Consider the following 20,500-nt stretch of genomic DNA (forward strand, 5'->3'; position numbering starts at 1 on the left):
TGCGGGCATGGACAGTGGGACGGGCGCGGCGCGGCGGGGGTCCCCCGGCCCGCCGGGAGACGGCCGGCGGGAACGCTGGACGAGGCGCCGCTTCGTCGGAGCCGTCGGCGCGATCGGCGCCGTCGCCGCGGGACCGGCACTGGCCGGGTGCGGCGGCGACGGGGACGGCGGTCGGGCCGCCTCCGAGGAGGCGCGGCGGGGCGCGCCGCCCCGGCAGCCGCCGTCGTCCGCCGCGCCGCGGGCCTCGTCCGACCCCTCGCCGGGCCCGTCCGGGGTCCGTCCGCTGTACCTGGGCACGTACACCTCCACGGCGGGCGGCGGGAAGGGCATCGGCGTCGCCGCGTACGACGGCGCGTCGGGGCGGATCATCGGCAAGGGGACGATCACCGGGGTGCCGGACCCGTCCTACCTGGCGGTGCATCCGGACGGCGCGACCCTGTACGCGGCGAACGAACGCGAGCGGGGCGCGGTGACGGCGGTGCGGCTGTCGGACGGCAAGGTGCTGGGCAGCCGGGCCACCGGCGGGGCCGCCACCTGCCATCTGTCGGTCCATCCCGGCGGGCGGTGGCTGCTGAGCGCGGACTTCGGCTCGGGCACCGTGGCCGTGCACCCGATCGAGGCCTCGGGAGCCGTCGGCGAGCGCGCCGACCTGGTCCGGCACAGCCGCCCGGCGCCCCGGCCGGGCCAGCGGGGACCGCACGCCCACCAGGTCGTCACCGCTGCGGACGGCCGGCACGTCCTGGCCGTCGACTTCGGCACGGACACCGTGTACAGCTACCGGCTGGACGACAGGACGGGCGTCCTCACCGAGGTCGCCCAGGCGCACACCCGGACGGGTGCCGGTCCGCGTCACCTCACGTTCCATCCCGGCGGCCGGCACGCCTACCTGGCGAACGAGGCCGACGACACGGTGACGGTATGCGCGTACGAGCCGTCGAGCGGGCGGCTGACCCTGGGGCGGCCGCAGTCCACCGGCTCGAAGGCGGGCGTCAACTACCCGGCGCAGTTGGCGGTCACGCCGGACGGCGCGTTCGCCTTCCTCGCCAACCGGGGCGACAACTCCGTCGCGCGCTACGCCGTGGAGGCGGCCGGCGCCCGGCTGCGGCTGCTCGGCACCACGCCGGTGGCGGGCGACTTCCCGCGGCAGATCGCCCTGTCGCCGGACGGCGCCCTGCTGTTCGCCGCCAACCAGCGCTCCGGCACGGTCAGCGTGTTCCGGGTGGACGCCTCGAACGGCGGACTCCGGCTCGCGGGCGAGCCGTTCGCCTCACCGGTCGCCGTCTGCGCGCTGCCGTTGTAGGGCTCGGGGGCAGGCCGCGGCGGCCGCCTGACCGAGCAGGACGTGCACCCGTTCGGTGAGCCGGCCGACGTCGTCGGCGGGAGCGTGGAAGGGCAGCCGGACGTCGCCGTGGGCGCGGGCCCGTTCGACGCGCAGCGTCAGCCCGTGCCGGTCCACGGCGAGCGGCCGCACCCGGACGGCGCCGTGCAGGACGTCGGGCGGGAGGAGCCGGGTGAGCCGTTCCACCGCGTCGGGGTGGGCGTCGGCGAGATGCGTCAGGAGCCGGGCCTCGGCGTCGGCGAGGGGATCGGGCCGGGCCTGCGCGAAGTCGTCGAGGTCGACGACGACCGCGCCGGAGGGGGGCCCGAGGACGATGCGAGTGGCCCGGAAGGCGAGACGGTCGCCCTCGGGGGTGAACCAGCCGGCGAGCCAGAGCCGGGCGCGCACCCGGTGGCGCACCGGGACGGGCGCGACGTCGGCGAACTCCAGCACTGCGGACGGCTCGCCGCGGGGCGCGCACAGCGCCGCCGTGAGCAGGGCGCTGTCCTCGGGCACGCGCAGGACCACCCGGCCGTCGTCGTCGACGGTGTGGGCGCCGGCGAACTCCTCGCGCGCGCCGGCCGCTGTCACCGCGCAGGACCACGCGGTGGCGAGCACCGAACGGGCCCGCTCGGCGGCGGCGGGCGCCGCGGCCCAGCTCTGGCTGTCACCCATCCTGAAACCTCCTAAGGTAAGGCTTGCCTAACCTATCGGAGTTCCAGGACCACGCCAACCACCACTGCCGTCCACGGACGAGTCGGACACGGGTACGGATACGGATACGGGTGCGTCGATCGTCGGGGCGGGAGGCCGGAAGGCCGAAGGGCTCCGCCCCGGCGTGAGCGCGTCAGCGCGGAACGGCGATGACTCCCAGCAGCGCCCTGGCGCACAACTCCCGCACCTGCTCGCGGGACAGCTCCGAGCCGCGCAGCCACTCCAGGCAGACCGCCGTCGTGAACGCCAGCCAGCCGCGCACCGCGAGCCGTACGTCGGGACGCTCCTCGAAGACCCGGCCGAATTCGGGGTCGGCGCCCAGGGCCGCCAGCATCTGCTGCTCCTGCGCCGCCAGGGCCCGTTGGTAGACCTTGCGCACGGCCTGGTCCCCGGCGGCGTCCGCACGGTGGAACGCCCGGTAGCCGTGCGCGTGGGACTCCACGTACTCCAGATAGACGTCGAGACCGGACGCGAGCTGCTCACGGACCGGGACGCCGGGCACCGCCGCCGTCATGCGCAGCATCCGCTCGCTCTCGCGCTCGACCACCGCGGCGAAGAAGTCCCGTTTGGTGGGGAAGTAGTGGTACAGCAGCCCGCGGGAGACCCCGGCGATCTCGGCGACCTGCTCGATCCACACGTCGTCGTAGGGGCTCTCCGAGAACAGCCGCGCCCCGACCGACAGGAGCTGCTCCCTGCGCTCCGCGGTGCCTAGCCGGCGCCGGGCGCGCTCCTCCCCCTGCTTCGCGGCCATGGGCGCACCTTACTTGACGCCGGTTCGACGGCGGCACCAGACTGACGCACGTTATTGAACCCACGTACAACATGCTCAACCTGCCGGTGCATCAAGGGAGATCGCGTCATGGCGGAGACGGGGACGTCGGGCACGGCGGGCACGGCGAGGTCCGCGGAAGCGGCCGGACCGGCGCGGTCCACGCGGCCGACGGCGGAGAACGCGCCTGTGGACGCACTGCCGAAAGGCTTTCGCAGCGCGGAGCTGGGCTGGCCCGAGCTGGAGCGCATACCGCATCCGCCGCACCGGATCCCGCTGCTCGGTGACCTTCTGGGCGCGAGCCGGCGCACCCCGCTTCAGGATTCCCTGAAGTACGCCTCGCAGCTGGGGCCGATCTTCCGCCGCAAGGTGTTCAACCGGGAGTTCGTCTTCGTCGGGGGCGCGGAACTGGCCGCCGACATGGCGGACGAGACCCGGTTCGCCAAGCACGTCGGGCTGGGCATCGCCAACCTGCGCCCCGTGGTGGGGGACGCGCTGTTCACCGCGTACAACCACGAGCCGAACTGGCAGTTGGCGCACGACGTCCTCGCGCCGGGGTTCAGCCGGGAGGCCATGGCCGCCTACCACCCGATGATGGTGGACGTGGCGGAGCGTCTCACCGGTCACTGGGACGCGGAACTCGCCGCGGGCCGGGCCGTGGACGTCCCCGGGGACATGACCAAACTGACGCTGGAGACGATCGCGCGCACCGGCTTCGGGCACGACTTCGGCTCCTTCGAACGCGCCCGGCCGCACCCGTTCGTCACCGCGATGATCGGCACCCTCACCTACGCGCAGCGCCTGAACACCGTGCCCTCGCCCGCCCTGTTGCGGCGGGCCTCGCGCCGCAACGAGGCCGACATCGCCTTCCTCAACAGCACGGTCGACGACCTGGTGCGGGCGCGCCGGTCGGCGGGCGGCGGGGAGGGCGACCTGCTCGACCGGATGCTCGACACCGCCCACCCGGCCACGGGCGAACGGCTGTCGGCGACGAACGTGCGCCGTCAGGTCGTCACCTTCCTGGTGGCCGGTCACGAGACGACCTCGGGCGCGCTCTCCTTCGCGCTGCACTACCTCTCCCTCGACCCGCGCCTGGCGGCCCGCGCCCGCGCCGAGGTGGACCGGGTGTGGGGGGACACGGCCGTGCCCGGCTACGAGCAGGTCGCGAAGCTGCGCCTCGTACGCCGGGTGCTCGACGAGGCGCTGCGGCTGTGGCCGACGGCGCCCGCGTTCGCGCGCGAGGCCAGGGAGGACACCGTGCTGGGCGGCGAGCACCCGATGCGGCGCGGCGGGTGGGCGCTGGTCCTCACCGCCATGCTGCACCGCGACCCCGGGGTGTGGGGGCCCGACGCGGAGCGCTTCGACCCGGACCGCTTCGACGCACGGGCCGTGCGCGCGCGGGCCCCGCACACCTACAAGCCGTTCGGCACCGGCGCCCGGGCCTGCATCGGACGGCAGTTCGCGCTGCACGAGGCCGTGCTCGTGCTGGGGCTGCTGCTGCGCCGCTACGAGCTGCGGCCGGACCCCGCCTACCGGCTGCGGGTCACGGAACGGCTGACGCTGATGCCGGAGGGGCTGCGCATACGTCTGGAACGGCGCACACGGACGAGGGACGGCGACGCGGGCGGTGCCGCCGCCGGCGCTCAGGAACACGAGGGGCGTGAGGGCCGGGGCGGTCCGGGCTCAGCGTCCGGCTGTCCAGTGCGCGGGGCGGGCGACTGACTCCGGCAGACGGGTGCCCGCGCTCCCCCGGGCCGCGTTCACCTGCGGCTGGGTCAGGAAGAACGCGCCGGTCAGATCCGCGTCCGTCAGGTCGGTGTCGCGCAGGTCGGCGCCGATCAGGTCGGCCCGGCGCAGGTCCGCGCCGGTGAGGTCGGCGGCGATCAGACAGGCGCCGCGCAGATTCGCCCCGCGCAGGTCGGCGCCCTTCAGCCGGGCCCCCACCAGGTCGGCGCCCCGCCGGTCCTTCCGGCGCCCGGGGACGCCCGCACGGACCAGTTCGCTGGTCCTCAGCAGCAGCGCGTTGACGTCCTGACGGTGGGCGGGCACGTCGAGCGCGGTCAGCTCGTCCGGGGACAGCCGGGTGAGGGCGTCGGTGCGGTCCAGGAGCCGGCGCAGCTCGCCGCGGACCGGCCGGGCGGCGGGGAGGGCGAGCGCCTCGGTGAGATACCAGAGGAGTTCGTGGAGCTGGCGGACCACCGGGAACACCTCGGACATGCGCCGGGCCTCCTCGCGCGGGACCGTGTTCCGGTCCCGGCCGCCGAAGGTGACCTGGGAGACCTTCTGGCCGGCGCCGAAGCAGTCGTAGACCGTGCAGCCGCTGAAGCCGGACTCCCGCAGCCGGGCGTGGATACCGCAGCGGTGGTCCGCGCCCAGGTTCGGGCACGCCTTGCCGGCGGGCTTGTCGACGGCGAAGTCCGCGGAGCGGGCGAAGGGCAGGGCCACACAGCACAGTCCGAAGCAGTTCTCGCAGTCGCCGCGCAGTTCGGCCCGGTCCGTCGTCGTGTCTCGCATGCCGCCAGCCTACTGACCTGCCGGGCTACCGATCGAACAGCTCGAACGCGACGGCGGGCCGGCCGCCGAACCTCTCCCCCGCCGCCGTCGCCGTCCCGGTCAGGAAGCCCCGCGCATAGTCCTCGGGCGACTCGTCCGTCAACGCCTCGATGTACGTGCGGTGTTCGAGGAGGGAGGCCACGGCGCGCTCGAGACCCGGCGACGCGTCCACGGCGTGGGTGGGCGACGAGGACCCGGCGACCGCGACCCAGCGCACCCCGTTCCAGGGCTGGAGGCCCTGCTCCTCCAGTTCGGGGAAGATCCAGCGGTTGCCGGCGTCCCCCGCCGCGTCGAGGACGGCCCGGCCCACGGCGACATGATCAGGGGTGTTCCAGGCGACCCCGCCCCACGTGTCGCGGTGGTTGAGGGTGATCACCAGCTCGGGGCGGTGTCGGCGGATGGCGGCGGCGATGTCACGGCGCAGGGCCGGACCGTACTCGACGACGCCGTCGCGGTGGTCGAGGAACTCGACCGACGACACGCCCACCACGGCCGCGCTCGCCCGCTGCTCCCGCTCGCGCAGCGGGCCGCACTCGGCGGGCGCGAGGGTGTCGATGCCCGCCTCGCCGCGGGTCGCCAGCACATAGCCGACCTCGCGGCCGGCGTCGGTCCAGGCGGCGATCGCCGCGGCGCACCCGTACTCCAGGTCGTCCGGGTGCGCCACCACGGCGAGGGCGCGCCGCCAGTCCTCGGGCATGGGGCGGAGCTGAGGGGTCGTCGGCTCGGTCATGCCCGCAGACTATCCGGTGACCGCGGCGTCACACCTCGTCACGGGCCAGGGCGAGCAGGCGGTCCAGGACGCGCGGGCCGCCGGCCCGGACGCCGTCGTGCTCGAACTCGTCGGTGACCCAGGTGCGCAGTCCGCGGATCGCGTGCGCGGTGCGCAGCGAGTGGGCGGTGTCGACGTACAGGTCGTCGTGGTAGATCGCTGCCGCGACCGGCACCTCGTTGGCGGCCAGGCGCGCGGGATCGTAGAGCGCGGGCCAGTCGGTGCGGGCGGCGAGGACACCGGCGGTCTCGCGCAGCGGGCGCAGGGCGGGGTCGGCGTCGAACATCCAGGGGTGGATCGTTTCGCCGGTGAGCAGCAGCGGGCCGTCCCCGGTGAGCGTCTTGGCGGCATCGAACTGCGGGAACTCGGCGCGCACCCGCTCGGCCGCCCAGTCGGTGGGGCGGGTGCCCTGTGCGTAGACCGCTTCGTGGACGAGGGCGTAGAGGGGGTGGCCCGCGAAGGAGAGCTGACCCTGGATGTCCTCCTGGAAGGCGTCGGACAGCTCCGGGCCCCGGGGGGTGGTCACGAAGGCCTCTTCGAGGAGGTGGTGCAGCCGGTGGCTGCCTTCGCCGCCGCCGAGCAGGATGCCCAGCGTCTGGAACGCCTCCACGGTCAGCCGGTAGCCGTTCGGGAGGGTCACGTCGTGGTGCAGCAGGTGCTCGGCGATGCGGCGGGCGCGTTCGACGTCTTGCGGGTAGCGGGCGTAGTGCGCGGCGTTCTTGCGTTCCATGCGCGGGTAGGCGGCGCGGTAGACGTCGTCGGCGTGGGCGTCCAGGGAGGGCAGCCCGCCGGTGATCAGGGCGGCGGCCAGGCCCTCGGGGGCGAGCGAGAGGTACGTGACCGCGCAGAAGCCGCCGAAGCTCTGGCCGAGGACGGTCCAGGGGGCGCCGCCGGTGACCTCGCCGCGGATCAGTTCGCAGTCGCGGACGATGGAGTCGGCGCGGAAGTGCGCGAGGTAGGCGGCCTGTTCGGCCGGGCCGCCGCGCAGCGGGAGCGTCTGGCGGTTGGCCGGGGTGGAGTGGCCGGTGCCGCGCTGGTCGAGCAGCAGGACCCGGTACTCCTCCAGCGCGCGGCCGAGCCAGGCCGGCCTGCCGACGAAGCGGTGGGCGCCGAAGCCGGGGCCGCCCTGGAGGTAGACCAGCCACGGCAGGTCCCGGTCCGCCTTGTCGCTCGCGACGACCTCACGGGCGTAGAGCCCGATGGTCTCCCCCGCCGGGTCGGCGTGGTCGAGGGGCACGGTGAAACGGCGGTCGGTGAGGACGACGCCGGGCTGGCGGTAGCTGACGGACAACGAGGGCTCCCGGGACGATCGGTGTGCGGACCGCGGCCCAGTTCAGCACATGTCGGGACGGCTCCACAGCCCGGGGATCATGAACGGCGCGGAACCGCCGTCCGGGCGCGGTGCTGAACGGCTGCTCAGTACGCTGCTGAACGGCCGTTCAGCGGCTTCCGGCCGCCGCTCACCGGGCGGACAGGCTCGACCTGCGCACGACCAGTTCCGGCTGGAGCACGACGCGCCGGTGCTCGTGCGTCCGCTTCCCGCCCGCGCCGCCCCCCGCGTCCGACGTGTCGGCGGCGTCGGCGGCGTCCGCTTCGGTCTCCTCCAGCAGCATCTCGGCGGCCAGCGCGCCCATGGTCACGGCGGGCTGGCGCACCGAGGTGAGCGGGACGGCCGCGGCGGCGGCGAACTCGATGTCGTCGTAGCCGACGATGGCGAGGTCGTCGGGGACGGTGACGCCGGCCGCGTACATGGCCTGGAGGACGCCGAGGGCGAGCAGATCGTTGGCGCAGAACACGGCGGTCGGGCGGTCGGCGAGGCCGAGCAGCCGGGCGCCCGCGTCGCGTCCGGCGGCGACGTCGAGCCGTTCGGTGGGCAGTTCGCGCAGGTTGTCGGGGCCGAGGCCGGCCTCGGCCAGCGCGTTCAGCGCGCCGGTGCGGCGGTCGCGGACCTGGGTGAAGCCGGGCGGGCCGCTGACGTAGGCGATCGAGCGGTGGCCGGCGTCGATCAGATGCCGCACGGCGAGCGCGCCGCCCGCCACGTCGTCGACCGACACCGAGCACTCGGCGGTGCCCTCGGAGACCCGGTCGACCAGGACGAAGGGGATGCCGTGCCGGCGGAAGGACTCGATGTTGCGGCCGGTGGCGTCGGCCGGGGTGAGCAGCACGCCACGCACCCGCTGCTCGGCGAAGAGCGACAGGTACTCGGCCTCCTCGCCGGCGCTCTCGGCGCTGTTGCAGACCATCACGCCGAGGCCGGCGTCCCGGGCGGCGCGCTCGGCGCCGCGGGCGACGTCCACGAAGAAGGGGTTGCCCATGTCGAGGACGAGCAGCCCCATGATCCGGCTGCGCCCCGCGCGCAGCTGACGGGCGGACTCGCTGCGGACGTAGCCGAGGCGGTCTATCGCCGAGAGCACCCGGGCGCGGGTCTCCGTGGCGACCGTGTCCGGGCGGTTGATGACGTTGGACACCGTGCCGACGGAGACTCCGGCGGCACGGGCGACGTCCTTGATACCCACCGACTGGGCCATCAGGCGGGAACCTCCAGGTGGACGGTGCACGGCGGGACGGTCTTCACATTACCTTCATCCCGTCGGGCTCCCGGCCGGGCCGGTGCGACGGTCATGCGGGCAGCGCGAAGTCGACGACGTGGAGCGCGGAGGGGGTCGTCCCGGCCGACTTCTCCTGGTACATGAACGACAGCACGTTGTCGGCCCGGACGCGCAGTTCGTCGATGACGACCTCGCCGAAGGCGTTGAGGCCGCTGCCGTCGAAGAGGATCTTCCAGTCGGTGTACCCGGAGGCCTTCGAGGCGCCGGCGATCCGGCCGAACGGGAAGACCGCATAGGCGTTGTCGTACGTGTCGAGGACCAGTTTGGTGCGCTGGCTGGAGCCGAGGGCGACCGGGATCTCCGTCTTCTGCCAGCCGCCGGAGGCGTTCTTGCGCAGGTGGAAGGCGCGACCGTTGGCGGTGCGGTCGGCGACGTAGTTCGTGGTGCACTGGCCGAAGCGGCCGGGGACGTAGCTGATGATCGCGTGCGGCCGGCCCGCGGAGTCGGTGGCCTGGCTCTCCTGGTTCATCAGCGAGTGGTCCGGGTTGAGCGCGTCCACGACGAGGCCGCCGTCGGTCACGGCCACCTTGTCGGAGCCGCCGGTGACGCCCACGACGGCGCCCGCGTCGTTGCACCAGGTCCGGCCGCGGTCGTCGGAGTAGACGTAGCCGGTGTCGTGGTTGCTGATGCCGCCGCCGTTGCACATCACGGCGCCGTTCTGCTCGCGCCAGGTGAACAGCGAGTGCAGCCGGCCGTCGACGCCGTAGTCGATGCCGTGCAGGTACATGTTGCGGGCCGTGCTGGAGCCGTGCTCGCTGGTGTAGGTGCCGGTGGAGCCGGACCACTCGCCGAGGTTCGTCCACGTCGAACCGTCGTACTCGGCGAGGGCGTTGCGGCCGTTGCCGGAGATGCCCGCCCGGTAGCTGAGCTGGAGCCGGCCCTCCGGGGTCGGGACGAACTGCGGGTAGGTGAACTGGCCGGTGAGGGCGAGGCCGTCGAGGGTGGTCTGGACGGCGCCGAACACGGACGACGTCCAGGACGTGGTCGCCGGGTTGTCGAGGAGTCCGGCGGCCGACTTCACGTAGAAGAAGCCGTCGCTGTGGGAGTCCATGTTGAGGTGGAGGCGGCCGTCGGTCCGGGAGACGCCCATGGAGATGACGTTGTGCGAGTCGTCGGCCTTGAGCCGGTGCGGCAGGGTCACCGTGGACCAGGTGGTCCCGCCCAGGATCCGGCGTGCGACGACCGCGTTGCGGGTGGAGGTGTACCAGGTGGCGTACTGGTGGCCCTTGTAGGTGAGGAGCCCGTTCTTCTGGAACGAGTTGTTGTTGACCAGCCCGTCGTAGGACACGAAGAACACGGCCTGCGGGTCGAGCAGGGTGGTCGTCCGCCGCGTGACCGAGGGGCCGGGGTCGGCGGCGCGTGCGGTGCCGGCGGCGAGCACGGGAGAGGCTGCGGCGCTGAGGAGGGCGCCGGCCAGCAGGGTGCGTCGTCTCATCTCGGGGACTCCGTTGTCGTTCGAGTGCGGGGGGCGGGGCGGGCGGGGTGCGGGGGTTCAGGCGAGGTGGAAGATCTCCGTGAGCGGCTTCATGGCCTCGTCGGGCCGGGCGCCGTCGAGCGACTCGAAGAAGGGGCCCATCTCCGCCTGCCAGCGGGCGTTGACGTCGGTTGCCTCCATCGCGGCGCGGGCGGCCGCGAAGTCCTCGGTCTCCAGGTAGCCGACGAGGAGACCGTCGTCCCGCAGGAAGAGCGAGTAGTTGTGCCAGCCGGTGGCCGAGAGCGCTTCGCGCATCTGCGGCCACACGGCGGCGTGGCGGTCGCGGTACTCGGCGAGCATGTCCTGGCGGACCTTGAGCAGGAAACAGACGCGCTGCATGAAGTACCGCTCCTCGGTGGGGGTTGAGGCGGGGCTGACGGGCGGGGCCGGCTAGAAGTTGAACTGGTCGATGTTCTTGGCGTCGAACACGGTCGGCTTGCCGAGGCTGATCACGCCGTCCTTGCCGATGGTGTACGTGGTGCCGCCGGCCTTGAAGGTCTCGCCCTCCTTGCCGGTGATCTGGCCCGAGACGAGCGCGACGGCGGTCTGCGCGGCGAGCGCGCCGAGCTTGGCGGGGTCCCACAGCTCGAAGGCGTCGACGGTGCCGTTCTTGACGTAGGTGCGCATGTCGTTCGGGGTGCCCAGGCCGGTCAGCTTGACCTTGCCCTTGTACTTGGAGCCCGACAGGTACTGGGCGGCCGCCTTGATGCCGACGGTGGTCGGGGAGATGATCCCCTTCAGGTTCGGGTACTGCTGGAGCAGTCCCTGGGTCTGCTGGAAGGACTGCTGGGCGTCGTCGTTGCCGTAGGCGACCTTGACGAGCTTGACGTCCTTGTACTTCGGGTCGGCCAGCTCCTTCTTCATGAAGTCGATCCAGACGTTCTGGTTCGTCGCGGTCTGCGCGGCCGACAGGATCGCGATCTCGCCCTTGTAGCCGATCTGCTCGGCGAGCAGCTGCACCTCGGTGCGGCCCAGGTCCTCGGCGGAGGCCTGCGAGACGAAGGCGTTGCGGCAGCCGGGGTTGGTGTCGGAGTCGTAGGTGACGACCTTGATCTTGTTGTTCATGGCCTGCTTGAGCGCGGTGCACAGGGCGCCCGGGTCCTGCGCGGACACGGCGATCCCGTCGACCTGCTGCTGGGTGAGGGTGTTGACGTACGACACCTGGCCGGAGGTGTCCGTCGCGCTGGACGGGCCGACCTCCTTGTAGCCGGAGCCCAGCTCCTTCAGGGCCGCCTCGCCGCCCTTGTCGGCGGAGGTGAAGTAGGGGTTGTTGACCTGCTTGGGCAGGAAGCCGACGGTCAGGCCCTTCTTGGTGGGCGCGTCGGGGTCGGCCTTGCCGGCGGGGGCGGCGGCGCCGGTGCTCTCGTTCTTCACGTCCTCCTTGGTGGTGCCGCCGCAGGCGGTGGCGGCGAGGGCGAGTGAGGAGACGGCGGCGAGGGCCGCGCAGGCACGGCGGAGCGATGACTTGCGCATGATGGTGTGGTCCTTCGGGAGGGTGGACGGAGCGGGTTACGACGTCGGTGTCGAGGCGGCTGCCGCCTGGCGGCCCGCCCTCGCGACGGAGATCTGCCGTGCGACCCGGGGGCCGAGCACGGAGACGACGAGCAGGACGCCGGTGACGACGATCTGCGACTGGGCGGAGACGTCCTGGAGGCTCATCACGTTCTGCGCCGCTCCGAGGAGGAAGACCCCCGCGATCGCGCCGCCGAGCGTGCCCTTGCCCCCGTCGAAGTCGATGCCGCCGAGGAGGACGGCCGCGATGACGGAGAGTTCGAGGCCGGTGGCGTTGTCGTAGCGGGCGCTGGCGTAGTGCAGCGCCCAGAAGATCCCGGTGAGGGAGGCCATCAGCCCGGAAACGGTGAACAGGATCAGCTTGTTGCGCCTGACCCGGACGCCCGCGAAGCGTGCGGCCTCCTCACTGGCGCCGATCGCGAACAGCGAGCGGCCGAACGGGGTGGCGTGCAGGACGACGACGGCGATCGCGAACAGGGCGACGAAGGGCAGGAACGCCTGCGGGAGGAAGGTGTCCCCGAGGCGTCCGGCCGCGAAGTCCAGGTACTGGGTGGGGAAGTCGGTGACCGCGTCGGAGCCGAGCACGATCTGCGCGATGCCCCGGTAGGCGGCCAGGGTGCCGATGGTGACGGCGAGGGAGGGCAGCCCGAGCCGGGTCACCAGGAGGCCGTTGACGAGTCCGCAGACCACGCCGAGCAGCAGGCAGACGGGGATGATCGCCTCGATGGTCATGCCCTGGTTCCACAGGGCTCCCATGACGGCGCCGGACAGTCCGGCCGTGGAGGCGACGGACAGGTCGATCTCGCCGGAGACGACGAGGAGGGTCATCGGCAGCGCGACCAGCGCGATCGGCAGGGTGTTGCCGATCAGGAAGGACAGGTTCAGCGCGTTGCCGAAGCCGTCCACGAAGGTGAAGGAGAACAGCAGCAGGACGATCAGGAGGGCGCCGACGACACCGTCCCACCGGAAGGCGGGCCGGCGGCTCGTGCGGGTGGGCGGCTCAGCCATCGTGAGCGTCTCCCTTCGTGACGGGGGTCTCCGCGGCGGGGGTCTTCGCGGCGGTGGTGGTCACGGCGGCGGTCCTGGCCGCGGCCGACTTCTTCTTCAGCGCGGACGCCACGCGCACGGCCACGACCCGGTCGACCGCGATGGCCAGCAGGAGCAGGACGCCGTTGATGGCGAGCACCCAGACCGAGCTGACGCCGAGGGCGGGCAGGACGCTGTTGATGGAGGTGAGCAGCAGCGCGCCGAGGGCGGCGCCGTAGACGCTGCCGGAGCCGCCGGTGAAGACCACACCCCCGACCACGACCGCGCTGACGACGGTCAGTTCGTAGCCGTTGCCCGTGCCGGAGTCGACGTTTCCGAACCGGGCGAGGTACATGGCTCCGGCGAGTCCGGCGAGGCCGCCGCAGAAGGTGTAGGCGGCGAGGATCCGCCTGCGTACCGGGATGCCGGCGAGCCGGGCGGCCTCGGGGTTGGAGCCGAGCGCGTACAGCTCGCGCCCGCTGCCGTAGTGCTTGAGGTAGTAGGCGGTGGCGATCAGGACGGCCAGGGCGATCAGTGCCAGGTACGGCACCGCCGAGATGCCGCCGGAGCCGAAGTCCACGAAGGAGCCGGGCAGGTCGGCAGCGGTGATCTGCCGGGAGCCGACCCAGATGGAGTCGATGCCGCGGATGATGTAGAGCGTGCCGAGGGTGACGACGAGCGCGGGCACCTGGCCGAGGCTGACCAGCAGGCCGTTGAGGAGTCCGAAGCCGACGCCCAGCAGGACGGCCAGCACGATCGCGGTCACCGGGTCGCCGCCGCCGTGCAGATACGTGCCGGCGGCGAAGGCGCTGATGCCGAGAGTGGAGCCGACCGACAGGTCGACGTTGCGGGTGATGACGACCAGGGACTGGCCGGTGGCGACCAGCACCAGGATGGTCGCGTTCAGCAACAGGTCCTTGATTCCCTGCTCGGACAGGAACTCGCTGTTGCCGGCCTGGGTGACGGCGATCATCACCAGGAAGACGACCAGGATGGCGAGTTCGCGCATCTTGAACACGCGGTCGACGAGCCGGGTGCCGCCGGACCGGGGCGCCTCGGCGACGGGGGCGTGTTCGGAGGTGGTCACCGTCATGCGGCGGCCCTCCCGGTGGCTGCGGCCATCACGGTTTCCTCGGTGGCGTCGGTGCGGGCGATCTCGGCGGTGAGCCGGCCCTCGTGCATCACCAGCACGCGGTCGGCCATGCCGAGGATCTCGGGCAGGTCGGAGGAGATCATCAGGACGGCGACCCCGTCGGCCGCCAGCTCGGACAGCAGCCGGTGCACCTCGGCCTTGGTGCCGACGTCGATGCCGCGGGTCGGCTCGTCGACGATCAGCACCTTGGGGCCGGTGGCCAGCCACTTGGCGAGGACGACCTTCTGCTGGTTGCCGCCGGAGAGCGTGTTGACGGTGTCGGCGATCCTGGCGTACTTCACCTGGAGCCTGACCGCCCAGTCGAGGGAGCGGCTGCGTTCGGCGCCGCGGTCCATCAGTCCGGCCCTCACGGTGGTGCGCAGTCCGGTGAGGCCGATGTTGCGCTCGATGGACATGTTCATCACCAGGCCCTGGGCGCGCCGGTCCTCGGGGACCAGGGCGAGGCCGGCGGCCATCGCGGTGGAGGGAGCGCCGTTGGTGAGCAGGCGGCCGTCCACGGCGACCTCGCCGGCGTCCCAGCGGTCGATGCCGAAGACCGCGCGGGCGACCTCGGTGCGGCCGGCGCCCACGAGTCCGGCGAGGCCGACGATCTCACCGCGGCGGACCTCGAAGGAGACGTCGGTGAAGACGCCCTCACGGGTCAGCCGGCGCACGCTCAGGGCGACCTCGCCGGGCGTGACGTCCTGCTTGGGGTAGAGCTCGTCGAGGTCGCGGCCGACCATCCGGCGGACCAGGTCGTCCTGCGTCATGCCCGCGACCGGTTCCGTCGCGATCCAGGCGCCGTCGCGCAGGGTGGTCACCCGTCCGCAGATCTCGAAGATCTCCTCCAGCCGGTGCGAGATGAACAGGACCGCCGCGCCCTGCTCGCGCAGGGCGCGCACCACGCCGAAGAGGCGGGCGACCTCGCTGCCGGTGAGGGCCGCTGTCGGCTCGTCCATGATCAGGACGCGGGCGTCGAAGGAGAGCGCCTTGGCGATCTCGACGATCTGCTGGTCGGCGATGGACAGGCCGCGCGCCGGGCGGTCGGGGTCGAGCCGGACGCCGAGGCGCTTCATCAGGGCCGCGGTGGCCGCGTGGGTGGCCTTGTGGTCGATGCGGCCGAGGGCCCGCCGAGGGCGGCGGCCCATGAAGATGTTCTCGGCGATCGACAGGTCGGGGAAGAGCGTGGGCTCCTGGTAGATCACGGCGATGCCGGCGTCGCGGGCGTCGCCGGGACCGTGGAAGACGACGGGCTCGCCGTCGAGCAGCACCCGGCCGGCGTCCGGTCGGTGCACCCCCGCGAGGGTCTTGATCAGGGTCGACTTGCCCGCGCCGTTCTCCCCGGCGAGGGCGTGGACCTCGCCGGGGAACAGCTCCAGGGAGACGCCCCGCAGGGCGCGCACGGCGCCGAAGGACTTGGCTACGTCCTCGAGCGCCAGCACCGGGGCAGGTCCCGTGTCGGACGGGTGGGTCATGGGTGGCTCCTCGACGACGACCGCGCATCGATGCCCCCCGGGGGACCGTCACGGTGTCGTGAAAGGTTTCAACTGGATGGCCGGGACGTTAGGCATGGCGGCCATGTCACGTCAATGGGTCTGTCTCGAAAAGTTTTCGATAGCCGAAGGTCACACGGTGGTCACGGACAACGAGCCAGGCCCGGGGGGTTGACACTCCTTCCACGGGCTCATAGCTTCCCGTTCTGAATCGTTTCATCAGCAGCGTTTCCAGAAGCGTCCCCGGAAGGCTCTGGCAGCCGCTGCGGATGTTCTTCCGGACCGATGTCACAGGAGCCCGAAGTGACCGACCTCGCAGCGGTGAAGGCCGCGCTGAAGACCCAGGCCGTCGAGACACCGTCGTGGGCGTACGGGAACTCGGGGACCCGGTTCAAGGTGTTCGCCCAGCAGGGCGTCCCCCGCACCCCGCAGGAGAAGCTGGACGACGCCGCCCAGGTCCACGCGTTCACCGGAGCGGCCCCGACCGTCGCGCTGCACATCCCGTGGGACAAGGTGGAGGACTACTCCGCACTTGCGAAACACGCCGAGGACCGGGGCGTGAAGCTCGGGACGATCAACTCCAACACCTTCCAGGACGACGTCTACAAGCTCGGCAGCGTCTGCCACCCGGAGGCGGCGGTCCGACGCAAGGCCGTCCGCCATCTGCTGGAGTGCGTCGACATCATGGACGCGACCGGCTCGGCCGACCTGAAGCTGTGGTTCGCGGACGGGACCAACTACCCCGGCCAGGACGACCTCCGCGCCCGGCAGGACCGGCTGGCCGAGGCCCTGGCCGAGGTGTACGAGCGGCTCGGCGACGGGCAGCGGATGCTGCTGGAGTACAAGTTCTTCGAGCCGGCCTTCTACTCGACGGACGTGCCCGACTGGGGCACGGCGTACGCGCACTGTCTGAAGCTGGGCCCGAAGGCGCAGGTCGTGGTCGACACCGGGCACCACGCGCCCGGAACCAACATCGAGTTCATCGTCGCCACGCTGCTGCGGGAGGGCAGACTCGGCGGGTTCGACTTCAACTCGCGCTTCTACGCCGACGACGACCTCATGGTGGGCGCCGCCGACCCCTTCCAGCTGTTCCGGATCATGTACGAGGTCGTGCGCGGCGGCGGCTTCACCGCCGACGTGGCCTTCATGCTCGACCAGTGCCACAACATCGAGGCGAAGATCCCGGCGATCATCCGCTCCGTGATGAACGTGCAGGAGGCGACGGCCAAGGCGCTGCTCGTCGACCGCTCGGCGCTGGCCGCCGCGCAGGCCTCGGGGGACGTGCTGGAGGCCAACGCCGTCCTGATGGACGCGTACAACACGGACGTGCGGCCGCTGCTGCGCGAGGTGCGCGAGGAGACGGGGCTGGACCCCGACCCCATGGCCGCGTACCGGGCGTCCGGGTACGCCGAGAAGATCGTCGCCGAGCGGGTCGGCGGGGAGCAGGCCGGGTGGGGGGCGTAGGCGTCCGCCGTCACCCGTCCGTCGCGGACTGCGGGCCCGTTGCGGCTGGTCGCGCAGTTCCCCGCGCCCCTTCCGGGCGCACCCCGTCGCCCGTTTTCGAGAAGTGAGGGAATCCGCATGTCCACCCACCCCGAAGCCGCCGCTCTGCTCGCCCGGTCGCACCGGCTCGGCGCCGATCCCCGCAACACCAACTACGCCGGCGGCAACGCCTCCGCCAAGGGAACCGCCACCGACCCCGTCACCGGCGGGGACGTCGAGTTGATGTGGGTGAAGGGGTCGGGCGGCGACCTCGGCACGCTCACCGGGTCCGGGCTCGCCGTGCTGCGGCTGGACCGGCTGCGCGCACTCGTCGACGTCTATCCCGGCGTCGAGCGCGAGGACGAGATGGTCGCCGCGTTCGACTACTGCCTGCACGGCAGGGGCGGGGCCGCCCCCTCCATCGACACCGCCATGCACGGGCTCGTCGACGCCGCCCACGTCGACCACCTGCACCCCGATTCCGGGATCGCGCTCGCCTGCGCGGCGGACGGGGAGAAGCTGACCGCCGAGTGCTTCGGCGACGCGGTGGCCTGGGTGCCGTGGCGGCGGCCCGGCTTCCAGCTCGGCCTGGACATCGCCGCCATCAAGGCGGCCGACCCGCAAGCGATCGGCGTGGTGCTCGGCGGCCACGGGATCACCGCGTGGGGCGACACCGCCGAGGAGTGCGAGCGCAACTCGCTGCACATGATCCGCACCGCCGAGGCGTTCCTCGCGCAAAGGGGCAGGGCCGAGCCGTTCGGGCCGGTCGTCGCCGGGTACGAGGCGCTGCCCGAGGTCGAGCGCCGGCGGCGGGCCGCCGCGCTCGCCCCGCACGTGCGGGCCCTCGCCTCGCAGGACCGGCCGCAGGTGGGCCACTTCACCGACTCCGAGGCCGTGCTGGACTTCGTGGCACGGGCCGAGCACCCCCGTCTCGCCGCGCTCGGCACCTCCTGCCCGGACCACTTCCTGCGCACCAAGGTGCGGCCGCTGGTCCTGGACCTGCCGCCGAGCGCGCCGCTGGAGGAGGCCGTCGCCCGGCTGGCGGAGCTGCACACGGAGTACCGCGAGGAGTACGCCGCCTACTACGCCCGGCACGCCGAGCCCGGCTCCCCCGCGATGCGCGGCGCCGACCCGGCGATCGTGCTGGTGCCGGGCGTGGGGATGTTCTCCTTCGGCAAGGACAAGCAGACGGCCCGGGTCGCCGGCGAGTTCTACGTCAACGCGATCAACGTGATGCGGGGCGCCGAGTCGGTGTCGTCGTACGCGCCGATCGAGGAGTCGGAGAAGTTCCGCATCGAGTACTGGGCCCTGGAGGAGGCCAAGCTGCGGCGAATGCCGAAGCCCAAGCCCCTGGCCACCCGGGTGGCGCTGGTGACGGGCTCCGGAAGCGGGATCGGCAGGGCGATCGCGCACCGGCTGGCCGCCGAGGGCGCCTGCGTCGTCGTCGCCGATCTGAACGGCGAGAACGCGGCCGCCGTGGCCGAGGAGCTCGGCGGGTCCGACCGGGCCGTCGCCGTCACCGTCGACGTGACGTCCGAGGAGCAGATCGCCCGCGCCTTCGAGGCCGCCGCGCTCGCCTTCGGCGGGGTCGACCTGGTGGTCAACAACGCCGGCATCTCCGTCTCCAAGCCGCTGCTGGAGACCTCGGCCCGGGACTGGGACCTCCAGCACGACATCATGGCCCGCGGTTCCTTCCTCGTGTCCCGCGAGGCGGCCCGCGTGATGATCGCGCAGAGGCTGGGCGGCGACATCGTCTACATCGCGTCGAAGAACGCCGTCTTCGCCGGCCCGAACAACATCGCCTACTCCGCCACCAAGGCCGACCAGGCCCACCAGGTCCGGCTGCTCGCCGCCGAACTGGGGGAGCACGGCATCCGCGTCAACGGCGTCAACCCCGACGGCGTGGTGCGCGGGTCCGGCATCTTCGCGGGCGGCTGGGGCGCGCAGCGGGCGGCCGTGTACGGGGTGGAGGAGGAGAAGCTGGGCGAGTTCTACGCCCAGCGGACCATCCTCAAGCGCGAGGTGCTGCCCGAGCACGTCGCCAACGCCGTGTTCGCGCTGACCGGCGGAGAGCTCACCCACACCACCGGGCTGCACGTCCCCGTCGACGCGGGTGTGGCGGCCGCTTTCCTCCGGTGACGGGCGTGAGGAGGTACGCCGCGGTCGACCTCGGCGCGTCCAGCGGGCGTGTCATGGCCGGCCGGGTGGGCCCGGACTCCCTGGAGCTGACCGAGGCCCACCGCTTCCCCAACCGGCCGGTCAGGGTGCCGGAAGGGCTGCGCTGGGACGTGCTGTCCCTGTACGCGGGCGTGCTGGACGGGCTGCGGGCGGCAGGGCGGGTGGACTCCGTCGGCATCGACAGCTGGGCCGTGGACTACGGCCTGCTGGACGCCGACGGGGCCCTGCTCGGCAACCCGGTGCACTACCGCGACACGCGCACCGAGGGCGTGGCCGAGAAGGTGTGGGCCAGGATGCCGGCGGCCGAGCTGTACGCGGCGACGGGTCTTCAGTACGCGCCCTTCAACACCCTGTACCAGCTCACCGCCGCCGCCTCCACGGCCCAGCTGGCGCAGGCGCGACGGCTGTTGCTCATCCCCGACCTGCTGTCCTACTGGCTGACGGGCGAGCAGGGCACCGAGTTGACGAACGCCTCGACGACCCAGCTGATCGACCCCCGCACCGGCGACTGGTCCCGCGCCGTCGCCGCGCGGCTCGGCGTCGACCTGGAGCTGTTCGCTCCGCTGCGGCGGCCCGGCGACCCGGCGGGGCTGCTGCGGCCCCAGGTGCTGGAGGAGACGGGACTGACCGGTCCGGTGCCGGTGACCACCGTCGGCTCGCACGACACGGCGTCCGCCGTGGTCGCCGTGCCCGCCGCCGGCGCGCATTTCGCCTACATCTGCACCGGCACCTGGTCGCTGGCCGGGCTGGAGCTGGCGGCGCCCGTGCTCACCGAGGCGGGCCGGGCCGCGAACTTCACCAACGAGCTGGGACTGGACGGCACGGTCCGCTATCTGCGCAACATCATGGGCCTGTGGTTGCTCCAGGAGTGCGTGCGGGCGTGGGGCGGTCCCGAACTGGGCGCCCTGCTGGGGGACGCGGCCGCCGCGCCCGCGCTGCGGTCGGTCGTGGACGCGGGCGACGCCGACTTCCTCGCGCCGGGCCGGATGCCCGAGCGGATCGCCGAGGCGTGCCGGGCGTCGGGGCAGCCGGTTCCGCGCACGCCCGGGGAGGTCACCCGCTGCATCCTCGACTCCCTGGCCCTCGCGCACCGTCGGGCGGTCGCCGACGCCCAGCGGCTCGCGGACCATCCGGTCGACGTCGTGCACGTCGTCGGCGGCGGCACCCGCAACGCGCTGCTGTGCCAGCTGACCGCCGACGCCTGCGGGCTGCCGGTGGTGGCCGGTCCCACTGAGGCCGCGGCGCTCGGCAACGTGCTCGTCCAGGCGCGGGCGCACGGGCTGGTCGGCGACCGCGCCGACATGCGCCGGCTGCTGGCCCGCACGCAGCCGCTGACCCGCTACGAGCCGCGGGGGGACGCCGCGCGATGGCGGGAGGCGGAGGCCCGGCTCGCCGCGCGCTGACCCGGGGCTCCCCCGGACCGCCGGTCCGCACTTCCCCCCACTACGCTGCACGCGTATGGGTGGTGCCC

General features: G+C 72.8%; 17 protein-coding genes. 5 read left to right on the top strand and 12 right to left on the bottom strand.

Annotation, left to right across the window (positions count from 1 at the left end; all coding sequences use genetic code 11):
• Positions 1-7: 7 nt before the first annotated feature.
• Positions 8-1,300: a lactonase family protein gene (locus tag ACGFSH_RS28660; RefSeq protein ID WP_393353536.1), complete on the top strand. Its 1,293-nt coding sequence runs from the start codon at positions 8-10 to the stop codon at positions 1,298-1,300.
• Here the strand turns inward: ACGFSH_RS28660 and ACGFSH_RS28665 are convergent.
• Complete coding sequence (locus ACGFSH_RS28665; protein WP_393353537.1) at positions 1,268-1,993, bottom strand: DUF2470 domain-containing protein; 726 nt, start codon at positions 1,991-1,993, stop codon at positions 1,268-1,270. The genes ACGFSH_RS28660 and ACGFSH_RS28665 overlap by 33 nt on opposite strands.
• A gap of 172 nt (positions 1,994-2,165) precedes the next feature.
• The gene (locus ACGFSH_RS28670; RefSeq protein WP_393353539.1) at positions 2,166-2,783 is read right to left on the bottom strand and encodes a TetR/AcrR family transcriptional regulator; all 618 of its coding nucleotides are present in this window, start codon (positions 2,781-2,783) and stop codon (positions 2,166-2,168) included.
• A 108-nt stretch (positions 2,784-2,891) separates the two neighbouring features.
• Here ACGFSH_RS28670 and ACGFSH_RS28675 point away from each other — a divergent pair, with 108 nt between their 5' ends.
• Positions 2,892-4,523: a cytochrome P450 gene (locus ACGFSH_RS28675; protein WP_393353540.1), complete on the top strand. Its 1,632-nt coding sequence runs from the start codon at positions 2,892-2,894 to the stop codon at positions 4,521-4,523.
• Here the strand turns inward: ACGFSH_RS28675 and ACGFSH_RS28680 are convergent.
• The 10 genes from ACGFSH_RS28680 to ACGFSH_RS28725 form a co-directional block, all read right to left on the bottom strand.
• Entirely contained in the window at positions 4,485-5,315 is an 831-nt protein-coding gene (locus ACGFSH_RS28680; RefSeq protein WP_393353541.1) for a pentapeptide repeat-containing protein, read from the bottom strand. The genes ACGFSH_RS28675 and ACGFSH_RS28680 overlap by 39 nt on opposite strands.
• A gap of 25 nt (positions 5,316-5,340) precedes the next feature.
• Complete coding sequence (locus tag ACGFSH_RS28685) at positions 5,341-6,084, bottom strand: PIG-L deacetylase family protein (protein WP_393353543.1); 744 nt, start codon at positions 6,082-6,084, stop codon at positions 5,341-5,343.
• Between the two features lie 28 nt (positions 6,085-6,112).
• The gene (locus ACGFSH_RS28690; protein WP_393353544.1) at positions 6,113-7,414 is read right to left on the bottom strand and encodes an alpha/beta fold hydrolase; all 1,302 of its coding nucleotides are present in this window, start codon (positions 7,412-7,414) and stop codon (positions 6,113-6,115) included.
• Between the two features lie 169 nt (positions 7,415-7,583).
• Entirely contained in the window at positions 7,584-8,651 is a 1,068-nt protein-coding gene (locus ACGFSH_RS28695) for a LacI family DNA-binding transcriptional regulator (RefSeq protein ID WP_393353546.1), read from the bottom strand.
• Positions 8,652-8,742: 91 nt separating this feature from the next.
• On the bottom strand, positions 8,743-10,167 hold the full coding sequence (locus tag ACGFSH_RS28700; RefSeq protein ID WP_393353547.1) for a BNR repeat-containing protein: 1,425 nt from the start codon (positions 10,165-10,167) through the stop codon (positions 8,743-8,745).
• A 57-nt stretch (positions 10,168-10,224) separates the two neighbouring features.
• Positions 10,225-10,545, bottom strand: coding sequence for an L-rhamnose mutarotase (locus ACGFSH_RS28705; protein WP_393353548.1), 321 nt, complete (start codon positions 10,543-10,545; stop codon positions 10,225-10,227).
• A gap of 51 nt (positions 10,546-10,596) precedes the next feature.
• Positions 10,597-11,679 carry a rhamnose ABC transporter substrate-binding protein gene (gene rhaS / locus ACGFSH_RS28710; RefSeq protein ID WP_393353550.1) on the bottom strand — a complete coding sequence of 361 codons (1,083 nt, stop codon included), beginning with the start codon at positions 11,677-11,679 and terminating at the stop codon, positions 10,597-10,599.
• A 36-nt stretch (positions 11,680-11,715) separates the two neighbouring features.
• Positions 11,716-12,726, bottom strand: a complete 1,011-nt coding sequence (locus tag ACGFSH_RS28715) for an ABC transporter permease (protein WP_393353551.1) — start codon at positions 12,724-12,726, stop codon at positions 11,716-11,718.
• On the bottom strand, positions 12,719-13,837 hold the full coding sequence (locus ACGFSH_RS28720) for an ABC transporter permease (protein ID WP_393353552.1): 1,119 nt from the start codon (positions 13,835-13,837) through the stop codon (positions 12,719-12,721). The genes ACGFSH_RS28715 and ACGFSH_RS28720 overlap by 8 nt, the downstream gene beginning before the upstream one ends.
• Positions 13,834-15,351: a sugar ABC transporter ATP-binding protein gene (locus ACGFSH_RS28725; RefSeq protein WP_393353553.1), complete on the bottom strand. Its 1,518-nt coding sequence runs from the start codon at positions 15,349-15,351 to the stop codon at positions 13,834-13,836. The genes ACGFSH_RS28720 and ACGFSH_RS28725 overlap by 4 nt, the downstream gene beginning before the upstream one ends.
• Positions 15,352-15,672: 321 nt before the next feature.
• On the opposite strand from ACGFSH_RS28725, the gene rhaI reads away from it, so the two are divergent.
• From rhaI to ACGFSH_RS28740, 3 genes are all read left to right on the top strand, one after another.
• A complete protein-coding gene (gene rhaI, locus ACGFSH_RS28730) occupies positions 15,673-16,833 on the top strand; it encodes an L-rhamnose isomerase (protein ID WP_393353554.1) in 1,161 nt (386 codons plus the stop codon).
• A 117-nt stretch (positions 16,834-16,950) separates the two neighbouring features.
• Entirely contained in the window at positions 16,951-18,990 is a 2,040-nt protein-coding gene (locus tag ACGFSH_RS28735) for a bifunctional aldolase/short-chain dehydrogenase (protein WP_393353556.1), read from the top strand.
• Between the two features lie 5 nt (positions 18,991-18,995).
• A complete protein-coding gene (locus ACGFSH_RS28740; RefSeq protein WP_393353558.1) occupies positions 18,996-20,432 on the top strand; it encodes a rhamnulokinase family protein in 1,437 nt (478 codons plus the stop codon).
• Positions 20,433-20,500 lie beyond the last annotated feature (68 nt).

The sequence above is a fragment of the Streptomyces sp. NPDC048481 genome (assembly GCF_043200075.1).
Classification (GTDB): domain Bacteria; phylum Actinomycetota; class Actinomycetes; order Streptomycetales; family Streptomycetaceae; genus Streptomyces.